Genomic DNA, 24,170 nt, shown 5'->3' with positions numbered 1-24,170 from the left:
CTAGACGTTCAAGGCCATATGGAGTACGGCCGACACCCGGAATTCACTGAATCCGCGGAGGGACGTCATGCCGAGGAAACGAGTCAGGCTGGAACATGCCGTCGAGTATCTCTCGATACTCGACGAAAAGGGACGCGTCGACGAGAAGCTCGAGCCGAAGATCGGCAAGGAGACCCTGCTCGACATTCACCGAACGATGCTGTTCAGCCGACGTCTCGATGAACGCATGCTCACCCTGCAGCGCCAGGGACGGATCGGCACCTTCGCCCCGGCCAAGGGGCAGGAAGCCTCGCAGGTTGCCGCCATGGCGGCCCTCGGCGATGACGACTGGTTCGTGCCGGCCTTCCGGGAAACCGCGGCCATGCTGTGGCGCGGGTTCCCGCCGGAAAACCTGCTGCTCTACAACGCCGGCTACAGCGAAGGCGGCGCCATCGGGGAGGGCGCCCACGACCTGCCCATCTCCATCCCCGTGGCTTCTCAGATCCCGCATGCCGTGGGTATCGGCTACGCTTCCGGGCTGCGCGAGCGCGACGAGGTCACTATTACCTTCTTCGGCGATGGTGCGACCTCGGAGGGCGATTTCCACGAGGCGCTGAACTTCGCCAGTGTGCTCAAGACGCCGGTGATCTTCCTGTGCCAGAACAACCACTGGGCGATCTCGATGCCGCGCGGGCGTCAGAGCGAGTCCAGGACTCTCGCCCAGAAGGGGCTGGCCTACGCGATCCCCTCGCTTCAGGTCGACGGCAACGATGTGCTGGCCGTCTATGCCGCCGTCCAGGAGGCCGCCCAACGCGCCCGTGAAGGCGAGGGGCCGACGCTCATCGAGTGTGTCACCTACCGGCTCTCGGTGCATACCACCGCGGATGATCCCGGCAAGTATCGCGACGAGGAAGAGGTCGAGAAGTGGCAGGCGCGTGACCCGATCACCCGCCTGCAGACCTACCTCAAGAAGAAGCACTGGCTCAGCGACAAGCAGATCGACAAGCTGGAGAAGGAGATCGAGGAGCGCCTCGACGAGGCGTGGGAGAAGACCCACGAACGTATCGAGTCGCTGGGTGATCCGCAGATGATCTTCGATCATGTCTATGCAGACTTGCCCGCGTATCTCGAATCGCAACGGCAGTCGTTCGCCGATCGACTCAAGGAAGGAGAGTGACCGATGGCCGAACTGAACATGGCGGACGCGCTCAACCTGGCGCTGACCCAGGAAATGGAAAAGGATGAATCCGTGGTCGTGCTCGGTGAGGACGTCGGGGTCGACGGCGGGGTCTTCCGTGTCACCGATGGTCTGCTGGAGCGCTACGGCGAACGGCGGGTCATCGACTCACCGGTGGCCGAGACCGCCCTGGCAGGTGTATCGGTGGGACTGGCGATCAATGGCCTCAAGCCGGTCTGCGAAATGCAGTTCTCGGGCTTCAGCTACCAGGGGTTTCACCAGATGGAAGCCCACGCCGCACGCATGCGCTGGCGGACCCGCGGCGGGCATACCGTACCCATGGTCCTGCGCATGCCCTATGGGGCCGGGGTGCATGCCCTGGAGCACCACTCCGAGAGCAAGGAAGTCTTCTACGCTCACACACCGGGGCTGAAGATGGTCATCCCCTCGACACCGCGCAATGCCCGCGCGCTGCTGGTCAGCGCCATCCGCGACCCGGACCCGGTGGTGTTCTTCGAGCCCAAGGCCGTCTACCGCGCCTTCCGCGAGGAGGTGCCCGACGAGGAGGAGACCCTGCCGCTCGGCGAGTCACGCATCGCCCGGGAAGGTGATGACCTGACGATGATCAGCTATGGCGCGATGCTGCATCGGACCCTGGAAGCCGCCGAAACCCTGGCCGAGGAAGATGGCGTCGAGGCCGAGGTGATCGACCTGCTGAGCCTCTCACCGCTCGATCATGCACGCTTCGCCGAATCGGCGCGGCGCACCGGCCGGGTGGTGATCGTCCACGAGGCGCATCGCAGCTTCGGTCCGGCAGGCGAGATCATGGCCCGGCTGATCGAAGATTCTTTCTATTACCTCGAAGCGCCCGTGCGTCGCGTTACCGGCTTCGACACCATCGTGCCGCTGTTCGCCCGGGAGCAGGACCATCTGCCGGATCAGGAACGCATCCTGACGGCCGCCCGGGGCGTGTTGAACGATTGAGGGACAAGGAACCATGAGCGAAGCGTTCAGATTTTCCGACCCCGGCGAGGGGCTCGAGGAAGCGGAAGTCCTCGAGATTCATGTCAGTGAGGGCGACCACGTCAACGACGGCGACACCGTGCTTACCGTGGAGACCGACAAGGCGGCCACCGATATTCCCGCGCCGTTTACCGGTACCGTCGAGACCGTTCACCCCAGCACCGGTGATCGTGTCCGGGTCGACGATCTGCTGATCACCTATCGGCCCGATGACGAGTCAGACGGCGGCGAGGAAGAGAAGGGGACCTCGGCGGAAGAGTCTCGGGACGAAGAAAGCCGCGAAGGCGCCTCGCCCGACCGGGACGCGAGTACGTCGTCTGGCGAGAGCGACGACGAGACGCCGGGGGCTGATGGCGAAGCACCGCAGACGGATGCCGAGGAAAGCGCCCGGCAGGATCAGGACGCTCGAAAGGGGGACGAGACCCGCAGCGCCGACAGACAGGGCGATCGGCGTCAGCCGGTGCCGGCGGCGCCCAGCACCCGGCGAATCGCCCGCGAGAAGGGTGTCGACCTGCACGAGGTCGAGCCCAGCGGCCCGCAGGGCCGGGTCACGGCGGAAGATGTCGAGGCCGCGGCGAAGGCAGAGCCAGGCGACGCCTCCCGGAAGGCGGCATCCACCGGGCAGGAGTCGCGGCAGGGATCCGTTGAACTGCCGGACTTCTCGCGCTGGGGCGAGACCGAGCGCGAAGCGATGCGCTCGATTCGTCGCGCCACCGCCCGGCGGATGAGCCAGTCCTGGCAGGAGATCCCGCACGTCTACCATCAGGACGTGGCCGACATCACCGCACTCGAGCGGTTCCGGCGCGACTATGAGCCCAGCGCCGAGTCCAACGGTGGCAAGTTCACCATGACCGTGCTGATGCTCAAGGCGATGGTCTACGCCTTGAAGCAGTATCCGCGCTTCAATGCCAGCCTGGATGCCGACAACGAGGAAATCGTGCTCAAGCGCTATTTCCACATCGGCGTGGCCGTCGCCACCGATCAGGGCCTGCTGGTTCCGGTGCTCCGTGACGTCGATCGCAAGAACCTGATCGACCTGACCGCCGAGCTGAAGGAAACCATCGACAAGGCCAAGGCGGGCGAGCTGGGGCGCGACGACATGGAGGGCGGCTGCATTACCCTGACCAACCCCGGACCGATGGGCGGTACCTCGTTGTCGCCGCTGATCAACCCGCCGGAGGTCGCCATCCTGGGCATGGGCCAGGCCCGGCTCGAGCCCGTGGTTCATGGCGATCTCGATGACTACGAGGTCAAGCCGCGGCTGATGCTGCCGCTGTCGCTCGGGTTCGACCATCGGGCCAACGATGGCGCGGATGCCGCCGGTTTCGTGACGACCCTGATCGGCGCCCTCGAGGATCCGCATTCGCTGCTGCTCAAGATCTGACTCACGCTGCCGGAGGTAATGGACGACCATGGCAAGAAAGCACGAATCATCCCAGTTGCCCGACAGCACGCAGCTGGCCGTGATCGGTGGCGGGCCGGGCGGTTACGCCGCGGCCTTCGAGGCGGTCAAGCAGGGGCTGGACGTGACGCTGATCAACGACGAGACGCCGGTCGGCGGCGTGTGCCTGCTGCGTGGCTGCATTCCCTCGAAGACCCTGCTCGAGGTCACCGAGCTGATCCACGCCAGCGAATCGGCAGCGACCATGGGCCTGCGCTTCGCCAGGCCCGAGATCGATGTCGAGGCGCTGCGTCAGTGGAAGCAGAAGGTGGTGAAGACGCTTACCGATGGCCTGGAAGGGCTGTGCCGTCAGCGTGGCGTGCGTCTGGTCAGGGCCTGTGCGCGCTTCGCCGACGAGCAGAACCTGACGGTCGAGGGCGACGACGTCTCGGGCACGCTGCGCTTCGAGCAGGCGATCATCGCCAGCGGGTCGCGACCGGCCGCGTTGCCGGACGTGGATTTCGCCGAGAGCCGCCGGATCATGGATTCCACCGATGCGCTCGAGCTCGAGGAGGTTCCCGAGTCGCTGCTGGTCATCGGCGGCGGCTACGTTGGCCTGGAAATGGGCATGGTCTACCAGTCGCTGGGCAGTCAGGTGACCGTGGTGGAAATGGCCGAGCGCCTGATGCCCAATGCCGACGAGGATCTGGTCAAGCCGCTCGCCAGGATGCTGGAGTCGCGCTTCAAGGCGGTGCACCTCAAGACGCAGGTCTCCGGACTGCACGAAACACCGCGCCAGGTGACGGTCACCCTGGAAGACGCCGACGGCTCGCGCGATCACCGCTTCAGCCGCGTGCTGGTCGCGGTGGGTCGGCGTCCCAACAGCGACAGGCTGGATCTCGACAAGGCCGGCGTGAGCCGTGATGATGCCGGCTTCATCGAGATCGATGCGCAATGCCGCACCAGCGTGCCGCACATCCATGCGATCGGCGACGTCGCCGGCGGCATGCTGCTGGCCCATGAGGCCATGCATCAGGGCAAGGTGGCGGCACGCGCGGCGGCCGGCCAGTCGGCGGCGTTCGATGCGCGCGCGGTGCCCGCCGTGGTCTACACCGTGCCGCAGATCGCCTGGTGCGGGCTGACCGAAGCCCGGGCCCGCGACGAGGACCGCGAGATCCAGGTGCTCAGGTTTCCCTGGCAGGCCGCCGGACGCGCCTTGTCGCTGCAGGCCGATGACGGCCTGACCAAGCTGATCGTCGAGCCGGACAGCGGCCGGCTGCTGGGCGCCGGGATCGTCGGCCCCCAGGCGGAGTCGCTGATCGGCGAAGCCGTGCTGGCCATCGAGATGGGCGCCGTTGCCGAGGACCTGGCGTTGACCGTGCATCCGCATCCGACGCTGACCGAAACCCTCGGCGAGGCCGGGGAGCAGTTCCTCGGCGGCTCGACGCATTACGGTTGACGTGCAGAAGCAGAAAGAAAAGAAAGGCCACCTGTATTGGGCAGGGTGCCGAGGTTGCCCGGCGTCGCCCATTCAGGTGACCGTACCGACCACCGGGCATGCAAGACGTGGCAAGACGCCATCAGGAGTCGGTAAACGGATTGGCATCTTGTATTTCGCATAATATATATTATGTTAAATTGGGTCAGTGTTTGTGTCTCGAGGAAATTCATACTTCTGTCATGGCACCGAGGACGGTAGGCTCTCGTGGACCGGAAATGGCTGCAAAGGAATGACCCGTGAACCGGAAGACCGCCGTGGCCTCGTGCCCTGCCCCCCAATATGCCTGTCGCCCTCGCCTCGTGGCGTCGATCCTGATGGGACTTGCCCTGGCCCTTGCCGCATCGGCCTGTTTCGGCTTCGGCTTCGAGGATGTCGCCAAGCGCGCGAAGGCCCTGGCCGACAAGCCCTATCAACCGCCGGAAAGCAACACCACGCCGCGGCTGCGCAACCTGGAATACGAACAGTACGCGCAGATCCAGTACCGCATGGACCATGCCGTCTGGCGCGATGAAGGCCTGCCGTTCAACCTCAGCTTCTTCCATGAAGGCATGCACTATACCAGCAGCGTGCAGATGAACATCGTCGACGGCGACCAGGTGCATCGCATCGCGTTCAATCCCGACGACTTCCACTATGGGGACCTCAAGCTGGACAAGGCGGATCTCGACCAGCTCGGCTTCGCCGGGCTCAAGATTCACTTTCCCATCAATGACCCCGACAACATCGATGACGAGATCATGGTGTTTCAGGGGGCCAGCTATTTCCGCGTGATCGGGCGTGACCAGATCTACGGGCTGTCGGGGCGCGGGCTGGCCATCGATACCGAAACGCCGTCCGGCGAGGAGTTCCCGGACTTCCGCGAATTCTGGATCGAGAAGCCGGCGCCGGACGCGGATTCACTGACGATCCATGCCCTGCTCGATTCCCCCAGCGCCACCGGGGCCTACCGCTTCGTGCTCACGCCGGGCGAGGATTCCGTGGTGGACGTGAAGTCCCGCGTCTATCTGCGCAAGCCGGTCGCCAAGCTGGGCATCGCCCCGTTGACCAGCATGTTTCTCTACGGGCCCTCCCAGCCGGCCGGGAAGGTCAACTATCGCCCGGCCATTCACGACTCGAATGGCCTGCTGATGCATGGTGCCGACTCCGGCTGGACCTGGCGGCCGCTGGTCAATCCGCCCGGCGTCGAGGTCAACGACCATGCCATCCAGTCGCTCGAGGGCTTCGGGCTGCTCCAGCGCTCGCACGACTTCGACGATTATCAGGACCTGGTCGACCGGTACGATCGCCGGCCCAGCGCCTGGGTACAGCCGACCAACGACTGGGGGCCCGGCTCCGTCGAGCTGCTGGAGCTGCACACGCCCAACGAGACCTACGACAACATCGTCGCCTTCTGGCGGCCGGACGATGTGGCGAGCCCCGGCGAGCCGATGGAATTCGATTACCGGATGCACTGGACCCGCCAGGAGCCGAAGCTGCTCGATCCGCAGCTGGCCTGGGTGGACCAGACGCGGCGCTATCCCGGCGAGGTGCGCCGGGATGACCTGGTCCGTGAACCGGACGGCTCGATCGGCTTCGTCGTCGACTTCACCGGGGGCGATGCGGCAGGCGCGCCCCCGCCGCAGCCCTGGATCGAAGCGGGTGCCAATGGCGAGCTGGTCGAGAGCCGGCTCATGCCGAACACCGCCGAGGGTGGCTGGCGGCTGAAGCTGCGGGTCAAGCGGCACGACGAGACACGCCCGCTGGAGCTGCGTGCCCGGCTCCAGGGCAAGGATGGCAAGCCGCTGTCCGAGACCTGGTTCTACCGCCTGCCGGCCGACGGCTGATCGCCCCGGCCCGTCGTCAGGGACTGGCGACGGGCCGCCCCCTTTCCCCTGTCACGGCTTTCATGGTGATTCATATCATGGATGATTCACGTTCCTCCGCGGCCTCACGCACGCAGCGCTTCTACGGACTGGAATGGCTGCGCTTCCTGCTGGGGCTGTATATCGTCATATTTCATACCCTGCATACCTACCCGTCGATCAGCGACTGGTCCGGCTACGTGACGAATGTCGGGTTCTTTTCCACCAGCGCCTTCTTCGTGCTCTCCGGCTTCCTGCTGACGCATGTCTATTTCGGCGCCACGGGCGCCATGCGCGAGCCGGCCCGCAGCTTCTGGGTCAAGCGCTTCGCCAACCTCTATCCGCTGCATATCGGCTCGGTACTGCTGGCCATGGCGATTTCCACGCTGGTGGGCTACCTGGCGATCACCGACCAGGACGCCGGCGCCTCGATCCGCTTCGTGCTCTATGACGTCAACGACGGCTCCAGCATGGCCAGCATCACCCACTACATGAGCAACCCGGAGCTGGTGATCAACATCCTGCTCAATCTCACGTTGCTGCATGCCTGGAACCCCTTCTACCTGACCTTCAACCCGGTCACCTGGTCGATCTCCACGCTGTTCTTCTTCTACCTGGTATTCCCCTGGATCGCCCCGCGCCTGCTGAAGATCACCGCGCTGCGCCGGGCCCTGGCGCTCACCAATCTCGTCTATCTGATACCGCCGCTGCTGGTGATCGCCCTGACCGACTTCGGCGCCCCGGAAACCGGCCTGCTGCACCGCAACCCGATCATTCGGTTGCCGGAATTCGTTGCCGGCATCCTGCTGTATGCGCTGTACCGGCAGCGCAGCCGGCAGGATCGGCTGCTCGGCCCCGGGGCTCAGGCCCTGCTGCTCGGCGGCGTGGCCGTGGCGGTGGTCGCCGGCTCCTGGCTGCTGCAGCATGCCGAGCATGCCTGGTATTACCTGCTGCACAACGGCCTCTTCCTGCCGGCGCAGCTGGCGCTGATCTACGTGGTGGCACACTGGCCCTCGCCGGACAGCGCCCGGGTCAAGCGCCTGGCAATCCGGCTCGGCGGTGCGTCGCTGCCGATGTTCGCCCTGCACGTGCCGCTGTTCGTGATCTTCACCCGGGCCGAGCGCGTCCTGGCGGGCGAGCCCTCGCTGTGCCTGACGAGCCTGTCCCGCTGCATGGATGCGGCCGGCTCGGCCTCGCTGTGGGCGTATCCCCTCTTCCTGGCCGTGACCGTCGTCTTCTGCATGCTGTTCCAGGAGCGGGTCGTGGTACGGGTGCGTCACTGGCTGCAACGCCGGCTGCTGCCGCTGGTGCGAGCCGACTCCCGCTAGTGCGACCGTTCGCCCCGGCGGCGTGGACAGCCGCCGGGGCCCTCCTTATCATCAGCAGCTTTTGATTCCGTCCTGCCGCCCTTCCGCCGGCGGCATCGACGCGTTGCACAAGGAAGTCGAGATCATGTCAATTCACACGCTCCGCTGGGCAGGGGTCTTCAGCCTGGCATTGCTGACCGGCGGCTGCGCCTGGCAGAACAGCGATACGGCGGCGCGCCTCGACTCGCTGGTGACCACCTCGCGCTTCGAGGCCCGGCTGGACCGCCTGGAAACCGACCTGACCGCCCGCTGCCAGGCGCTGGACGGTGCGCAGGCGGATCAGCGGCAGGCGCTCGCCGGATTGCGCCAGGATGTCCAGGGCGTGGGGCGTCGGGTACACCGCCTGAACGAGGGCGTCACACGGCTGACCCGCGATACCGTCGTCGAGGTGCCGGAGTGCCCGGCGCCCCGCTCCCCCGAACTGGCCGGCAAGGAGGTGCTGGGGCGCAGCGAATGGATCGGCCTGCCGACCGTCGGCACCTACCTCAAGGCGCGGATCGACACCGGGGCGAACACCGGCTCGCTGTCCGCACGCGAGATCACCGAGTTCGAGCGGGACGGCGAGGACTGGGTGCGTTTCAAGCTCGCCCTCGATGACGAGGCTGCCGTGGTGGACGCGGCCCGCGACACCTGGATCGAGGCCCGCATCACCCGCCGGGTGCGGATCATCCAGGCTGCCGGCGAGGAGAGCCGCCCGGTGATCAGCCTGCCGCTGGCGCTGGGGCCCATCGAGCAGAACGTCGACTTCACGCTCAACGACCGTACCCAGCTGACCTACCCGATACTGCTGGGGCGTCGCTTCCTGATGGATATCGCGGTCGTGGATGTGGCCCGCGAATACCTGCACGAGCGTCCCGAGTACCCGAGTGACCCGTCTGCCGCCGATGCCGCCCGGAACGAGGCGGCGAACGCCGGCGACGCAGACGCCCCCTGAGGAATCCGCATGTCCCGCATTTCATTCTACGGGCTGGTCGGCCTGCTGCTGCTGGCCGGCATCGCCCTGACCCTCTATCGCCACCTGGCTTTCGATGTGCCCTGGTCGCCCGGCGAGCAGCGTCAGGTCTGGGAGGTCGAGGCCCAGGTCAACTTCATCGCCGACGGCGGGCCGGCCAAGGTCGAACTGGCCCTGCCCGCGGACCAGCAGGGCTATCGCGTGCTGACCGAGAACACCGCCTCTTCCGGCTACGGGCTCAGCTTCCTCCGGGACCAGGGCGCCCGGCACGCACAATGGGCGATCCGCAAGGCGGCCGGAGCCCAGCGCCTGTACTACTCGGTCCAGGTTCTGGTCGATCCCGGTGCCCGCGCGACACCACCCCCGCCTCCACCTCCGGTCCGCGAGTCCCCGGTGGCCTGGGAGCCGCCCTATGATACGGCGGCCCGCGAGATCATCGATCAGGCGTGGCGCCACTCGGCCGACCCCTTCACCTTCGCGCACCGGCTGGTCGAGCGTTTCACCGACACGCCGGGCGAGAACGCCCGCCTGCTGCTGACGCAGTACGACCGGGCCACGCTGCTGGTGCGCCTGCTCAACCAGGCCGGCGTGGCCGCCCGCCAGGTCAGCGGGCTGAGCCTGGAGGATGGCCGCCGTCGACAGCACCTGACGCCCTGGCTCGCGGTGTTCGATGGTCGCGAGCGCATCCTGGTCGACCCGGTCACAGGCCAGCGGGGGCGCCCCGACAACCTGCTGCTGTGGGGCGCCGGCAGCCCCGCCGTGCTCGAGGTTCAGGGCGGCAGCCGCTCGCAGGTGAGCTTCTCGATGATTCGCCACAACGAGCCCGCCGCGGTGGCGGTGCGCAATCAGCAGGCCGACGATACCCTGCTCAACTTCTCGATACACAGCCTGCCCCTGGAGGAGCAGTCGCTGTTCAAGACGATCCTGCTGATTCCCATCGGGGCGCTGGTGGTGGTCATCCTGCGGGTGCTGATCGGCATCAAGACCTCGGGAACCTTCATGCCGGTGCTGATCGCCCTGGCCTTCATCCAGACGTCGCTGCCGACCGGCGTGGTGGGGTTCCTGCTGGTGGTGGCGGTGGGGCTGGTGATCCGCAGCTACCTGTCGTACCTCAACCTGCTGCTGGTGGCGCGAGTCTCGGCGGTGATCATCACGGTCATCGCCATCATCTCGCTGTTCTCGGTGCTCGCCTACCGGATGGGGCTCAATGCCGGGCTGACGATCACCTTTTTCCCGATGATCATCCTGAGCTGGACCATCGAGCGGATGTCGATCCTCTGGGAAGAGGAAGGCCCCCGGGAAGTCCTGATACAGGGCGGCGGCAGCCTGCTGACGGCGGTGCTGGCCTTCCTGGCCATGAACAACCCCTGGGTGCGCCATCTCACCTTCAACTTCATCGGCCTGCAGCTGATCCTGATGGCGCTGATCCTGATGCTCGGCAACTACACCGGCTATCGCCTGCTCGAGCTGCGCCGCTTCAAGCCACTCGCGGAGGATTGAGCGCATGTGGGCACCGCCTTCCCGGCTGCGCGCCAGTGGCGTCATCGGCATGAACCGGCGCAACATCCGCTACATCGGCCGCTACAACGATCGCCGGCATTACCCGCTGGTCGACGACAAGCTCAAGACCAAGCTGCTGGCCCAGCAGCACGGCATCACCACGCCGGCGCTGATCGGCACCGTGACGACGCAGTTCGAGGTCAAGCAGGTCGCCGCCCTGGTGGCGGCGCAGGCCGGCTTCGTCATCAAGCCCGCCAAGGGCAGTGGCGGCAAGGGCATCCTGGTCATCGAGCATCAGGACGGCGACGGCTACGTCAAGCCCAGCGGGCATCGCCTGCGGCGCGAGGACCTGGAGCGCCACGTGTCGAACATCCTCTCCGGGCTGTACTCCCTGGGCGGATCGCCGGATGTGGCGGTCATCGAGTCGCTGATCGCCTTCGACGAGACGCTGGCCCGCTATACCTACGAGGGCGTGCCGGACATCCGCGTGATCGTCTTCCGGGGCTATCCGGTCATGGCCATGATGCGCCTGTCCACCGCCGCCTCGGACGGCAAGGCCAACCTGCATCAGGGGGCGGTCGGCGTGGGGCTCGACATGGCCTCGGGCCACGCCCTGCGCGGGGTGCAGCATGATCGCCCGCGTCACGACCACCCCGATACCGGCCACCCCCTGGCCGGCCTGCGGGTGGGCCACTGGGACACCCTGCTGCACCTGGCCGCCAGCTGCTACGAGATGACGGCGCTGGGCTATCTGGGCACCGACATGGTGCTCGATCGCGATCACGGCCCCATGCTGCTCGAGCTCAACGCCCGTCCCGGACTGGCGATCCAGATGGCCAACGGCGAGGGGTTGCGGCGGCGCCTGGACGCCGTCGAGCGCCAGGCGGAGGGGCTGGGTGTCGCGCAGCGGGTGGCGTTCGCCCGACGGCATTTCGCGCGGTACGGCGAGCTGCAGGATGCCGGCGGCCGTCTGGTTCGCGAGGGGGCGGGCGCGTAGAATGAGTGTCCCTCGCAGCCGACACATGCCGACATGCCCGATATCCAGACATTGACCCGACAGGCCGAGCGCCAGTGCCAGCAGCGCGGCGTGCGCTTCACGCCGATTCGCCGCCGGGTGCTGGAACTGATCGCCGATTCGCCCGGCGGGCTCAAGGCCTATGACCTGCTCGACCGCCTGGCCGTCGAGCATGGCGCCGCGCGGCCGCCGACGGTCTATCGGGCCCTCGACTTCCTGATCGAGCAGGGGCTGGTGCATCGCATCGAGTCGCTCAACGCCTACGTGGCCTGTCCCTGCCCCGAGCATCATCACGGCTTCCAGCTGCTCATCTGCCGTCACTGCGGGCGTGTCGAGGAGCTGCACCTGGATGACGTCAACGCCCAGCTCGGCGCCCGGGCGGCGGCCCTGGGATTTGCGGTGGACCGCCAGACCATCGAGCTGCTTGGCGCCTGCGATGCCTGCCGGGCCACGGCGGCCGACGGCTGATCATTCCCTCGACCCGCGACGACACAGGCCAATCCCATGACTGACCTCTTCAAGACCCTGGAAACCGCCGAGCGCGGCGATACCCGCCCTGCCGAGGCCCTGCTGGCCGCCATGCGCTGGAACGCCGACGGGCTGGTGCCGGCGATCGCCCAGCAGCACGACAGCGGCGAGGTGCTGATGATGGCCTGGATGAACCGCCAGGCCCTGGAGGAAACCCTGAAGACCGGCCGGGTCTGCTACTGGTCCCGGTCGCGCGGCAAGCTGTGGCGCAAGGGCGAGTCGTCCGGTCAGGTGCAGCAGCTCAAGCGCGCCTACCTGGACTGCGACGGCGACACCCTGCTGCTGGCGGTCGATCAGGCGGGGCCGGCCTGCCACTCGGGGCGGCGCAGCTGCTTCTACGTGGCCCTGGACGAGATGCAAGGCGAAGTCGTCAGCGAGCCGTTGATCGATCCCGCCACCCTGTATGGCGCTTCGCACTGAAACCCGGGCCGGCCGCTGGCTGGCCTGGCCGCTGATCGCCCTGATCAAGGGCTATCAGTGGCTGATCAGCCCCCTGCTCGGCCCGCGCTGCCGTTTCTGGCCGAGCTGTTCCCGCTACGCCATCGAGGCCCTGCGCACCCACGGCGCGTTCCGGGGCGGCGCCCTCGCCGTGCGACGCATCCTGCGCTGTCATCCCGGCTCGTCGGGCGGCATCGACCCGGTGCCGGGCGGGCCCAGCGAGCGCCTGTGTCGTGACGACCCCGAGCTCGATGCGGCGTTCCGCCCCCGGGATGCCGCCGGGGACTCGGCCGCGCGACGGGAGGCCCCGCACGACGAGGTCTAGGGTTCAGGCCGCCTCGTGCTCGGCGACGGCATAGATGCGCTTGAGCATCGCGTGCAGCCCGTTGGAACGGGTCGGCGACAGGTGCTTGTCGAGGCCGAGTTCCTCGAGGAAGGCCGGTGGTGTCGCGACGATCTCCGCGGGCGGGCGATCGTTGTAGATGCGCATCAGCACGGCGATCAGCCCGGAGACGATGGCGGCATCAGAAGTCGCCTGGAAGTGCAGCATGTCCCCCTGGCGCTCATGATGGATCCAGACGTTCGACTGACAGCCCTGGATCTTGTTCTCCGGCGTTTTCAGCGCCTCGGGAAAGGCCGGCAATTGCTTGCCCATGTCGATGATGTACTGGTAGCGGTCCATCCAGTTGTCGAAGAAACCGAATTCCTCGACCAGTTCCGCCTGGGCTTGCTGGGCACTCATGTTCTCTCCTCCTGACTCGTCGGCGGCATTATAACGGCTCGCCGGCGCAGCGTCGTCCGCCTCAGGGCGTGTCGCTCAGCCGGTGCGCGTCGATCTGGCGTTGCCATTCCTCGGCTTCGGCATGCAGGTAACGGGCGGTGGTGTCGAGCCGGGCATGGCGTGCGGTCCGGGCCAGGTAGCGCAGCTCCACGCCGGCCTGGGCCTGATGGGTGATCGCCGTGTGGCGCAGCCAGTGTGGCGTGGCCTCGGCCAGCCGGCCGGCCAGACGGGAGACGGGCTCGGGCGCCGCCGGGTCCGCCGCCAGGGCCTCGGCCGCCCGGGCGAAGGTCCCCTTGATCAGCCGGTAGAGCTGGTTGTCGCCGACGCCGCGCTCGCCGTCCAGCGCGCGGATCACCGGCGCGTCCTCCCCGGCGTCGGGTCTTGCGGGCAGGCCCAGATGCTCCCGCCAGGTGCCCAGCAGCGCCATCATGTCCGCGGGCACCGGGATGCGCGCAAGCTTGCCGCCCTTCCCCACCACCTGCCACCACCACTGCCCTTCGCGGTGCTGGAAATCCGCCATGCGGGCGTCGGCCATCTCGCGGATGCGCGGGGCCAGCAGATAACCGAAGCCGAAGACCAGCCGTTGACGCTGCCACAGCCGCCACTCGCGAGGCGTGGCACCCTCGCGAGGGGGGCGGTTCAGCCAGCCCCAGAACCAGTGCCAGAGCGGGCGCTCGAGATAGCGTTCGATGCCGGGCTGGCGGTTGTCGAGGCGGCGGCGCTTGTCGCGCATCAGACGAAACGGGTTATGTTCGATCCACCCCGCCTCCACCAGCCAGCTGCACAGCCCCTGCAGGATGGTCAGGCTCTGCCTCCGGCTGGCGGCGGACAGCGGCCCGCGAAACGGCCGCCACTGAGGATGCGTGCGCCCACGCGGCGGGCCGATCCAGCGTGACGCCGGCCGCGGGTCGGCCAGGAAGGCCTCGAAGGCCTGCAGGGCCTGGCGGTCGATATCGACCAGTCGCATCCCGCGCTCGGCGAGCCACAGCAGCAGCCGCTCGCTCTCCTTGCGATAGGCGCGGAAGGTCTGCGGCGTCGCCCGGTACTCCTCGAGCCAGCGCCCCACGGCCTCGGCATCCGTGGTCGCCGCGATACGAGAGACCCGCGCCGCTACCTCGCCCTGCTGCGCGGCCAGCGGCGCTTCGTCCCGGGCCGTGATGGCGTGTGGCCCTGTCTCGCTGTCTGCCATGTCCTTTTCCGCCGCCTCCCCTGTCTCGTGGCTTTCCAGGATGCCCAGTGTCGCCAATACAGGCTCTGACATCAAGATAAGCCGCGTAATCTTGAATTTCTTCCGAACAATATGCGTAGAATTCGTAATTACATAATACGTAAAATGGCGACAGGTCTATCGCGCTTGCAGTAAACTGCGTTGCACAAGCAGGATCGCGAATCGCTCGGGAGGAAAGGCATGGCACGCAGCGGAGTGCAGTACGCGGATGTACGGCAGGCCATCGAGGTGCTGCTCAAGCGCGGCGAGACGCCGGGGGTCCAGAAGATCCGCGAGGTGCTGGGCACGGGCAGTTTCACCACCATCAGCGAGCACCTGCGGGAATGGCGCACCCGCTGCGAGGAGAATCGTGACGAGCCGGCGACCAGCGAGCTGCCCGAGTCCATCACCGCGCTGATGCAGACACTCTGGGAGCAGGCACAGGCGGCGGCCGCCGACGAGCTGGCGCACTACCGCGAGGCGGCCGACAAGGCGGTTGCGGCGGCACGGGAAGAGTCGGCACAGGCGCGCCGCGAGGCGGAAGATGCCCGCGAACGGGAGAAGGCCCTCAACGAGCACCTGACCCAGGCACAGCAGCAGTTGCAGGCGCAGAGTGCGGAGCTGGCAAGGCAGCAGGCGGCCCGCGAGGCCGCGGAACGACACGGCGAACAGCTCGCCGAGCGCTGCGCGCAGCAGCAGGCCGAGCTGGCCGATGAACAGGTGCGCCGGGAGCGTCTTGCCGAGACGCACCAGGCTGCCCTGGAAGAACAGCAGGCCGAGTGGCGCAAGCGGCTGGATCAGGAGGAAACGCGCAACGAGACGGCCGAGGGCCGGCTCATGACCCTGCTCGACGAGGCGCGCCAGGAACGCCAGCGCAATGAAAGGCAGCTTCAGCAGCGCCTGTCGTCGCTGGAAACGCGGCTACGGGAGGCGGATGAGGCATTGCGCGAGGCGCGGCGGGAACAGGCGGAAGCCCAGGCCGCACAGCGCGAGGCCCAGTGGTCACTGCAGCAGGCCGACGCCGCGCTGCAGGAGGCCCGGCGCCGGGAAGAGGCCCGCGAGGCGGATGCCCAGGGCTATCGGCAGGAACGTGACGAGGCACGCGAGAAGCTGCGCGAGACGGAGGCGCGGCTGGCTCGATTGCCGCTGCCACCCTTCGTCTACTGAAGTGCCGATGGAGGCAACGGGTCCCGGCACCGTGCGGTGCCGGGGCCTTGCGCTGTCAGGCGGCCGGCGTCGCGGCGCTTCAGCGGTAGTAGGCGTTGGTGTTGTCGGTGTGGTCGGTCACGTCACGGATGCCGGACAGTTCGGGAATGCGCTCCAGCAGGGTCTTCTCGACGCCCTCCTTGAGGGTCAGGTCGACGGCCGCGCAGCCCTGGCAGCCCCCGCCGAACTGCAGCACGGCGTAGTTCTCGTCGGTGAGCTGGATCAGGCGGATCTCGCCGCCGTGGGCCGCCAGGCCGGGATTGATCTCGCTGTAGAGGATGTAGTTGATGCGATCCTCCAGCGGGCTGTCGGCATTGACCTTGGGCATCTTGGCGTTGGGCGCCTTGATGGTCAGCTGGCCGCCCATGCGGTCGGCGTTGAAATCGACCACCGCCTCCTCGAGGAACGGCACGCTGTGGGTGTCGACGAAGACGGTGATCTTGTCCAGCGTCATCTTCTCGTCGCTCGGCTCTTCCTCACCGGGGCGGCAGTAGGCCAGGCAGGTCTCGGCATAAGGCGTGCCCGGCTGGGTGATGAAGATGCGCACCGCGATTCCCTCGACGTTCTGCTTGGCCAGCAGTTCGGCAAGGTAGTCCTGGGCGCTGTCGGTAATCTGGATGCTCTCGCTCATCAGTCGGGTCCCGTCAGGGTTGAAGATTTTCCTGACATGGTAAGAAAAAACCCCGGCAGGCACAATCCTGACTGAAATACTGGGTTTTAGGCGGCGAGTCCCGCCGCCGTTACGAGTCTGGTAGGATGTGGCACCCGACAGGGCCGGCCCGCGGGGCGCGAGCCCTGACCGCAAGGTGGCCTTGCCGCCCCTCGCGACAGGACATACCGAAAAACGACGCTGCTGGAGACACATGCCGACCATGGCTGCCGCTACGCTCACTTCGATGCTTTCGCCCAGGGTGGCCGCGTGCCTGCCCGAAACGCTCGCCCGGACGCTCGAACAGCGCATCCTGCTGCTCGACGGCGGCATGGGGACAATGCTGCAGAACGCCCGGCTGAGCGAAGCCGAGTTCCGCGGCGAGCGTTTCGGCGACTGGCCGAGCCAGCTGCAGGGCAACAACGACCTGCTGGCGCTGACCCAGCCCGAGCTGGTGTGCCGGATTCACCGCGACTACCTCGAGGCCGGCGCCGACATCGTCGAGACCAACACCTTCAACAGCACGCGGCTGTCCCAGGCCGATTACGGCATGGAAGCGCTGGTCGTCGAGCTCAACCGAGAGGCCGCCCGCCTGGCGCGCTCGGTGTGCGATGCGGTGGGCGAGGAAACCGGTGTGCCGCGCTATGTCGCCGGGGTGCTGGGGCCGACCAGCCGCACCGCCTCGCTGTCGCCGGACGTCAACGACCCCGCCAAGCGCAACGTGACCTTCGACGCCCTGCGCGAGAACTACTACGAGGCCGCCGAGGCGCTGATCGACGGCGGCGTCGATGTCATCCTCATCGAGACCATCTTCGACACCCTGAACGCCAAGGCGGCGATCTATGCCCTCGAGGAGCTGTTCGCCGCACGCGGCGCGCGGTTGCCGGTGATGATCTCGGGCACCATCACCGATGCCTCGGGGCGCACCCTCTCGGGCCAGACCACCGAGGCGTTCTGGAACTCGATCCGTCATGCCTCGCCGCTCTCGGTGGGCCTGAACTGCGCGCTGGGCGCGGCCGAGCTGCGCCCCTACCTCGAGGAGCTGTCCGCCAAGGCCGACACCCTGGTCTCGGCCCACCCCAATGCCGGGTTGCCCAACGAATTCGGCGAGTACGACCAGACGCCCGAGGAGATGGCGGCGATCATCCGCGAGTTCGCCGAAAGCGGGCTGGTCAACGTCATCGGCGGCTGCTGCGGCACCACGCCCGAACACATCGCGGCGATCCGCGAGGCGGTCGACGGCGTCGCGCCCCGGCGCCTGCCCGAGCGTCCAAAGGCCTGCCGGCTGTCCGGCCTCGAGCCGTTCAACATCGAGGCCGACTCGCTGTTCGTCAACGTCGGCGAGCGCACCAACGTCACCGGCTCGGCGCGTTTCAAGCGGCTGATCAAGGAAGAGGATTTCACCACGGCGCTGGAAGTGGCGCTGGAGCAGGTCGAGAACGGCGCCCAGGTGATCGACATCAACATGGACGAGGGGATGCTCGACTCCCAGGAGGCGATGGTCCACTTCCTCAACCTCGTCGCTTCCGAGCCGGACATCGCCCGGGTGCCGATCATGATCGATTCCTCCAAGTGGTCGATCCTCGAGGCCGGCCTCAAGTGCATCCAGGGCAAGGCGGTGGTCAACTCGATCTCGCTCAAGGAGGGCGAGGACGCCTTCCGCGAGCAGGCCACCGTCTGCCGTCGTTTCGGCGCCGCCATCGTGGTGATGGCCTTCGACGAGCAGGGCCAGGCCGACACCTTCGAGCGCAAGACCGAGATCAGCGAGCGCGCCTATCGCCTGCTGGTCGACGAGATCGGCTTCCCGGCCGAGGACATCATCTTCGATCCCAACATCTTCGCCATCGCCACCGGCATCGAGGAGCACGACAACTACGCCGTCGACTTCATCGAGGCGACCCGCTGGATCACCACCCACCTGCCCCATGCCATGGTGTCCGGCGGGGTGTCCAACGTGTCGTTCTCGTTCCGCGGCAACAATACCGTGCGCGAGGCGATCCACTCGGTGTTCCTCTACCACGCCATCCAGGCCGGGCTGACCATGGGCATCGTCAACGCCGGTCAGCTGGCGGTCTACGATGACCTGCCCGAGGAGCTGCGCGAGGCGGTCGAGGACGTGGTGCTCAACCGTCGCAGCGACGGCACCGAGCGGCTGCTCGACCTCGCCGAGCGCTACAAGGGTGACGGTTCCGGCGGGGCCAGGAAGGAAGATCTCGAGTGGCGCGGCTGGCAGGTCGAGAAGCGCATCGAGCATGCGCTGGTCAAGGGCATCACCGCCTACATCGAGGAAGACACCGAGCTGGCCCGTCAGCGTGCCGAGCGCCCCATCGAGGTGATCGAGGGGCCGCTGATGGACGGCATGAACGTGGTCGGCGACCTGTTCGGTGCCGGCAAGATGTTCCTGCCCCAGGTGGTCAAGTCGGCGCGCGTGATGAAGCAGGCGGTGGCCTACCTGATTCCCTACATCGAGGCCGAGAAGAGCGAGGATTCCCAGGCCAAGGGCAAGATCGTCATGGCCACGGTCAAGGGCGACGTGCATGACATCGGCAAGAACATCGTCGGCGTCGTCCTGCAGTGCAACAACTACGAGGTCATCGACCTCGGCGTGATGGTGCCGGTGGAGAAGATCCTGCAGACCGCCCGCGAGGAAAACGCCGACATCATCGGACTTTCGGGGCTGATTACCCCCTCGCTGGACGAGATGGTGCATGTCGCCAAGGAGATGCAGCGTCAGGGCTTCGACATTCCGCTGCTGATCGGTGGCGCGACCACCTCCAAGGCGCACACCGCGGTGAAGATCGATCCGGGCTACGAACATCCGGTGATCTATGTCACCGACGCCTCCCGCGCCGTCGGCGTGGCCGGCCGGCTGCTCTCGCCCGGCCTCAAGGCGGCCTATGTCGACGAGATCCGCGCGGAGTACGAGACGGTCCGCGAGCGCAACGCCAGGCGCCGCCCCAAGGCCGCCGACATCAGCTACGCCGAGGCCCGCGAGCGGCGCTTCCAGCCGGACTGGTCCGCCTACACGCCGCCCGCGCCGACCTTCACCGGCCTCAAGGCGTTCGATGACTACGACCTCGAGGAGCTGGTCGAGCGCATCGACTGGACGCCCTTCTTCATGAGCTGGCAGCTCAGCGGCAAGTACCCAAAGATCCTCGATGACGAGGTGGTCGGCGAGGCAGCGCGCAACCTGTTCGCCGACGCCCGGGCGATGCTGCGCAAGCTGATCGACGAGAAGCGCCTGACCGCCCGCGGCGTGATCGGCTTCTGGCCGGCCAACGTCGTCGACGATGACGTCATCGAGGTCTACGCCGATGACGCTCGCGAGACGGTGATCGAGCGGCTGCACCATATTCGCCAGCAGACCACCCGCAACCGCGACGGCGTCTGCTACAGCCTGGCCGACTTCATCGCGCCCAGGGACAGCGGCCGGTCCGACTGGATCGGCGGCTTTGCGGTGACCACCGGCCACGGCGCCGACGCCCTCGCCGCCGAGTACGAAGCCGCGGGTGATGACTACAACGCGATCATGGTCAAGGCCCTGGCCGATCGGCTGGCGGAGGCCTTCGCCGAGCGCATGCACGAGCGGGTACGCAAGGAGTTCTGGGGCTATGTGCCCGACGAAACACTCGACAACGATGCACTGATTGCCGAGAAATACCAGGGCATCCGGCCGGCCCCGGGCTACCCGGCCTGTCCGGATCACACCGAGAAGGCCACGCTGTTCCGCCTGCTCGATGCCGAGGCCAATTCCGGCCTGGAACTGACCGACAGTTTCGCCATGTGGCCGGCGGCCGCGGTCTCGGGCTGGTACTTCGCGCACCCGGAGTCGAAATACTTCTCCACCGGCAAGATCACCCGGGATCAGGTCGAGGCGCTGGCCGAGCGCAAGGGCATGACGCTCGGTGAGCTGGAGCGCTGGCTGTCGCCGGTGCTGGGGTACGACCCCGCGGAATGATCGACGCCGCCCGCAGCCAGGTGATTCTTCGCCTGGCGCTGCCGATCATCGGCGGCATGCTCTCGCAGAGCCTGCTTAACCTGGTGGATGCCGCCTTCGTCGGCACGCTGGGCGAGGTGCCGCTGGCCGGCGTGGGGCTGGGCGGCTATGCCATGTTCCTGATCACGGCGGTGGTGTTCGGGCTGTCCTCGGGGGTGCAGTCCCAGACCGCCCGCCGCCATGGCGAGGCTGCCTATGCGCGCCGCGCCCAGCCCCTCGAGGCCGGGCTGCTGATCGCCCTGGCGCTCGCCCTGCCGCTGACCGCGCTCTGCCTCTGGCAGGCGCCGCGGCTGATCGGGCTGCTGACCGGTCAGCCGGACGTCGCGGCGGTCGCCGTGGCCTATCTGCGCTGGCGCCTGGTGGGGCTGGTGCCGATCGCCCTGATCTTCTGCTTTCGCGGCTACTGGAACGGCATCCAGCAGACCCGCATCTATCTGGGCATCATGCTGGTCACCCATGCCCTCAACGTGGCGGTCAGTGCCGGGCTGATCTTCGGCCTGGCGGGCTTGCCCGATCTGGGCGCCGCCGGCGCCGGGGCCGGGACCACCGTGGCCCTGATGGTGGCCCTGCTGCTGTGGGGAATCAGCAGCTGGCGCCACACGCAGCGCACCCGCGAACGCTGGCGATGGCCTCGCCTCGCCGTCATACGCCGCACGCTGGCACTGGCCACCCCCCACTCCTTCCAGCAGATGTGGTTCGCCGGCGGTTACGCGGCCCTGTTCTGGATTCTCGGCCAGATCGGCACCGCCAGTGTTGCCGTGGGACATGTGCTGGTCAACCTGTCACTGCTGCTGATCCTGCCCGGGGTCGGCCTGGGACTGGCGGCGATGAGCCTGGTGGGCCAGGCGCTGGGCCGCGACACCCCGCATGATGCCCACCGCTGGGGCTGGGACGTGGTGCGCGTGGCCTGGGTCTGCCTGTCGGTGCTGGCCCTGCCGATGCTGATCTTCCCCGACACGGTGCTGGGCGTCTTCCTCCCCGCGGATCTGGTCCCGCTCGGCCGCCTGCCGCTGCGACTGACGGCGCTGATGATCGTGCTCGACGCCGCCGCCATCGTGCTCGGCCAGGCCCTGCTGGGGGCCGGTGCCAACCGCACGGTCATGGCGCTGACCCTGGCCCTGCAGTGGCTGGTGTTCCTGCCCCTGGCCTGGTGGGTCGGCGTCCACCAGGGAGCCGGGCTGCTCGGTGTCTGGTGGGCGCAGCTCGGCTACCGGGGGCTCAACTCGCTGTCGTTCGCGATGGTCTGGCAGCGTCGTCGCTGGCAGCAGGTAGTCGTGTAGCGGCAGCGCAAGAACGGTTCGGCCCCTTACCGGCGCCAGGCACCTTTTAATAACCATAAAATCAGAAAGTATGATTATTTATTCTTTCATAGAATAAACCCGGCGGAGTATGGTCAGGGCATGGCATGGATCCCATTTCGCCCTGACTAGCAGGACAACTCCGGTATGTATCGGTACGACTCTTACGACCAGACACTTGTCGACGAGCGCGTCGCCCAGTTCCGCGATCAGATGCGTCGCTATCTCGAAGGCAAGATCAGCGACGAGGAATTTCTGCCGCTGCGCGTGCAGAATGGCCTCTACGTCCAGCGTCATGCGCCGATGCTGCGCATCGCCATCCCCTACGGCATGCTGGCGTCCTACCAGCTGCGCAAGCTGGGGGAAATCGCGGCGCGTTACGACCGCGGCTACGGCCACTTCACCACGCGTACCAACCTGCAGTTGAACTGGCCGAAGATGGAAGACGTGCCGGATATTCTGGCGGAGCTGGCCAGCGTGCAGATGCACGCCATCCAGACCAGCGGCAACGACATCCGCAACACCACCACCGACCAGTTCTCGGGCATCGCCGCCGATGAAGAGGTCGACCCGCGGCCGTGGTGCGAGCTGATCCGCCAGTGGTCCACCTTCCACCCGGAATTCGCCTATCTGCCGCGCAAGTTCAAGATTGCCGTGACCGGCGCCGCCGAGGATCGTGCCGCCATCCAGGTTCACGACGTGGGCCTGCGCCTGTGGCGCGACGACAACGGCGAGGTCCGCGTGCGCGTGCTGGCCGGTGGCGGCCTGGGCCGCACGCCGATGATCGGCGACGTGGTGCGCGAGGACCTGCCCTGGCAGCACCTGCTGACCTATCTCGAGGCCATCCTGCGGGTCTACAACCAGTTCGGCCGCCGCGACAACAAGTTCAAGGCGCGCATCAAGATCCTGGTCAAGGCACTGGGCATCGAGGAGTTTCGCCGGCGGGTCGAGGCCGAATGGGCGCACCTCAAGGAGGGGCCCCAGACGCTGACCGACGAGGCGGTCGCCGCCGTCGCCGCGCACTTCGTCGACCCCGAGCGCCGCGCAATCTCCGATGACGCCATCGCCGACTTCGAGCAGCTGCGCCGTGACAATCGGGCCTTCGCGCGTTTCGTCAGCAACAACGTCACCGACCACAAGGTGCCGGGCTACAAGGCCGTGACGCTGTCACTGAAGCGGCGTGCCCATTCGCCGGGGGACGTCACCTCCGAGCAGATGGCCGCCATCGCCGACCTGGCCGACGAGTTCGGGTACGGCGAGCTGCGCGTCACCCACGAGCAGAACCTGGTGTTCACCGATGTCCCGGTGGACCGGCTGGAAGACCTCTGGCAACGCCTCGATGCGCTGGGCATGGCCAACCCCACCGTCGGAACGCTCGCGGATCTGATCTGCTGCCCCGGCGGCGACTACTGCTCGCTGGCCAACGCCAAGTCGATTCCCGTCGCCCAGGCCATCCAGGAACGCTTCGAGGACCTGGACTTCCTCTACGACCTGGGGCCGCTGGAGCTCAACATCTCCGGCTGCATGAATGCCTGCGGCCATCACCATGTCGGCCACATCGGCATCCTGGGCGTCGACAAGAAGGGCGAGGAGTACTATCAGGTGTCGCTGGGCGGCAGCCAGGGCAACGCCTCCTCGCTGGGCAAGATTCTCGGCCCGTCCTTCTATCGCGAGGATGTGCCGGCCGTCATCGACAAGCTGCTGCAGGTCTATGTCGGCGAACGCACGCCCGAGGAAACCTTCCTCGACACCTATCGCCGCATCGGTATCAAACCCTTCAAGGAGCGTGTCTATGCCTGAGTCACAGACCGATCGTCCGCTGATTCTCGATCGCCGCATCGCCACGGATGCCTGGACCCTGTGCGAGAGCCTGGCCGAGCGCCCTGCCGGTCGTCCGGCGATCGTGCCGCTGGAGGAGTGGCTGGCCGCCGACGAGCGCGCCGAGCTGGCGCCCTGGCTGCCGAGCGATACCGAGGTGACACCGGCACTCGCCGAGAGCCTGCGCATGGCGCCGCTGGTGGCCATCGACTTCCCGAAGTTCACCGACGGCCGGGGCTACAGCATCGCCCGGCTGCTGCGGGAACGGTTCGGCTATCTGGGCGAGATTCGTGCCGTGGGCGACGTGCTGATCGACCAGCTGTTCTACATGAGTCGCTGCGGGTTCAATGCCTTCTCGCTGCGTCCCGACCAGATCGTCGAGGATGCCCTGGCGGCGCTCAACACCTTCAGCCTCAGCTATCAGCCGGGCACCGATATCGGCGAACCGCTGTTCCGGCGCCGGTTGCGTGAACGCACCCGGCACGCGGAAGCTGCGCTCGCCTGAATCACCC

At 67.1% G+C, this 24,170-nt stretch carries 20 protein-coding genes; 17 read left to right on the top strand and 3 right to left on the bottom strand.

Annotation, left to right across the window (positions count from 1 at the left end):
- Positions 1–67: 67 nt before the first annotated feature.
- The 12 genes from pdhA (at position 68) to yidD (ending at position 13,027) form a co-directional block, all read left to right on the top strand.
- Positions 68–1,156 (top strand): pyruvate dehydrogenase (acetyl-transferring) E1 component subunit alpha, encoded by a 1,089-nt coding sequence (gene pdhA, locus G7A98_RS16595; RefSeq protein WP_205596231.1) that lies wholly within the window; start codon positions 68–70, stop codon positions 1,154–1,156.
- Between the two features lie 3 nt (positions 1,157–1,159).
- Positions 1,160–2,140, top strand: coding sequence for an alpha-ketoacid dehydrogenase subunit beta (locus tag G7A98_RS16590; protein ID WP_205596230.1), 981 nt, complete (start codon positions 1,160–1,162; stop codon positions 2,138–2,140).
- A 13-nt stretch (positions 2,141–2,153) separates the two neighbouring features.
- On the top strand, positions 2,154–3,563 hold the full coding sequence (locus tag G7A98_RS06345; protein WP_163648648.1) for a dihydrolipoamide acetyltransferase family protein: 1,410 nt from the start codon (positions 2,154–2,156) through the stop codon (positions 3,561–3,563).
- A 28-nt stretch (positions 3,564–3,591) separates the two neighbouring features.
- Positions 3,592–5,019, top strand: a complete 1,428-nt coding sequence (gene lpdA, locus G7A98_RS06340) for a dihydrolipoyl dehydrogenase (RefSeq protein ID WP_163648647.1) — start codon at positions 3,592–3,594, stop codon at positions 5,017–5,019.
- 356 nt (positions 5,020–5,375) lie between these two features.
- Positions 5,376–6,884: a glucan biosynthesis protein G gene (locus G7A98_RS06335; RefSeq protein ID WP_163648646.1), complete on the top strand. Its 1,509-nt coding sequence runs from the start codon at positions 5,376–5,378 to the stop codon at positions 6,882–6,884.
- Positions 6,885–6,961: 77 nt separating this feature from the next.
- Positions 6,962–8,230, top strand: coding sequence for an acyltransferase (locus tag G7A98_RS06330; protein WP_163648645.1), 1,269 nt, complete (start codon positions 6,962–6,964; stop codon positions 8,228–8,230).
- A gap of 124 nt (positions 8,231–8,354) precedes the next feature.
- Positions 8,355–9,203: an ATP-dependent zinc protease gene (locus tag G7A98_RS06325; RefSeq protein WP_163648644.1), complete on the top strand. Its 849-nt coding sequence runs from the start codon at positions 8,355–8,357 to the stop codon at positions 9,201–9,203.
- A gap of 9 nt (positions 9,204–9,212) precedes the next feature.
- Positions 9,213–10,721: an inactive transglutaminase family protein gene (locus G7A98_RS06320; protein WP_163648643.1), complete on the top strand. Its 1,509-nt coding sequence runs from the start codon at positions 9,213–9,215 to the stop codon at positions 10,719–10,721.
- Between the two features lie 4 nt (positions 10,722–10,725).
- Positions 10,726–11,718, top strand: a complete 993-nt coding sequence (locus tag G7A98_RS06315; RefSeq protein WP_163648642.1) for an alpha-L-glutamate ligase-like protein — start codon at positions 10,726–10,728, stop codon at positions 11,716–11,718.
- A gap of 33 nt (positions 11,719–11,751) precedes the next feature.
- Entirely contained in the window at positions 11,752–12,204 is a 453-nt protein-coding gene (locus G7A98_RS06310) for a transcriptional repressor (RefSeq protein ID WP_163648641.1), read from the top strand.
- A 36-nt stretch (positions 12,205–12,240) separates the two neighbouring features.
- Complete coding sequence (gene hisI / locus G7A98_RS06305; protein WP_163648640.1) at positions 12,241–12,684, top strand: phosphoribosyl-AMP cyclohydrolase; 444 nt, start codon at positions 12,241–12,243, stop codon at positions 12,682–12,684.
- Positions 12,668–13,027, top strand: a complete 360-nt coding sequence (gene yidD / locus G7A98_RS06300) for a membrane protein insertion efficiency factor YidD (protein ID WP_163648639.1) — start codon at positions 12,668–12,670, stop codon at positions 13,025–13,027. The genes hisI and yidD overlap by 17 nt, the downstream gene beginning before the upstream one ends.
- Positions 13,028–13,030: 3 nt before the next feature.
- Here the strand turns inward: yidD and G7A98_RS06295 are convergent, their stop codons facing one another.
- Positions 13,031–13,444 carry a SufE family protein gene (locus G7A98_RS06295; RefSeq protein WP_163648638.1) on the bottom strand — a complete coding sequence of 138 codons (414 nt, stop codon included), beginning with the start codon at positions 13,442–13,444 and terminating at the stop codon, positions 13,031–13,033.
- Positions 13,445–13,505: 61 nt separating this feature from the next.
- Complete coding sequence (locus G7A98_RS06290) at positions 13,506–14,672, bottom strand: site-specific integrase (protein ID WP_163648637.1); 1,167 nt, start codon at positions 14,670–14,672, stop codon at positions 13,506–13,508.
- A 219-nt stretch (positions 14,673–14,891) separates the two neighbouring features.
- Here G7A98_RS06290 and G7A98_RS06285 point away from each other — a divergent pair, with 219 nt between their 5' ends.
- Positions 14,892–15,857 (top strand): DNA-binding protein, encoded by a 966-nt coding sequence (locus G7A98_RS06285; RefSeq protein ID WP_163648636.1) that lies wholly within the window; start codon positions 14,892–14,894, stop codon positions 15,855–15,857.
- 79 nt (positions 15,858–15,936) lie between these two features.
- On the opposite strand, the gene nfuA is transcribed toward G7A98_RS06285, so the two are convergent.
- Positions 15,937–16,527 (bottom strand): Fe-S biogenesis protein NfuA, encoded by a 591-nt coding sequence (gene nfuA / locus G7A98_RS06280; RefSeq protein ID WP_163648635.1) that lies wholly within the window; start codon positions 16,525–16,527, stop codon positions 15,937–15,939.
- Positions 16,528–16,768: 241 nt separating this feature from the next.
- On the opposite strand from nfuA, the gene metH reads away from it, so the two are divergent.
- From metH to G7A98_RS06260, 4 genes are all read left to right on the top strand, one after another.
- Positions 16,769–20,503, top strand: a complete 3,735-nt coding sequence (gene metH, locus G7A98_RS06275) for a methionine synthase (RefSeq protein WP_163648634.1) — start codon at positions 16,769–16,771, stop codon at positions 20,501–20,503.
- The gene (locus G7A98_RS06270) at positions 20,500–21,822 is read left to right on the top strand and encodes an MATE family efflux transporter (RefSeq protein WP_163648633.1); all 1,323 of its coding nucleotides are present in this window, start codon (positions 20,500–20,502) and stop codon (positions 21,820–21,822) included. Before metH ends, G7A98_RS06270 begins: the two co-directional genes overlap by 4 nt.
- Before the next feature lie 165 nt (positions 21,823–21,987).
- Entirely contained in the window at positions 21,988–23,640 is a 1,653-nt protein-coding gene (locus tag G7A98_RS06265) for a nitrite/sulfite reductase (protein WP_163648632.1), read from the top strand.
- Positions 23,633–24,163 (top strand): DUF934 domain-containing protein, encoded by a 531-nt coding sequence (locus tag G7A98_RS06260; RefSeq protein WP_163648631.1) that lies wholly within the window; start codon positions 23,633–23,635, stop codon positions 24,161–24,163. The genes G7A98_RS06265 and G7A98_RS06260 overlap by 8 nt, the downstream gene beginning before the upstream one ends.
- The last annotated feature ends 7 nt before the right edge of the window (positions 24,164–24,170 follow it).

This window comes from Modicisalibacter sp. 'Wilcox', from assembly GCF_010993675.1.
Taxonomy (GTDB): Bacteria; Pseudomonadota; Gammaproteobacteria; order Pseudomonadales; family Halomonadaceae; genus Modicisalibacter; species Modicisalibacter tunisiensis.
The sequence above is the reverse complement of the archived record's forward strand: the minus strand, read 5'-3'. Positions and strand labels throughout refer to the sequence as shown.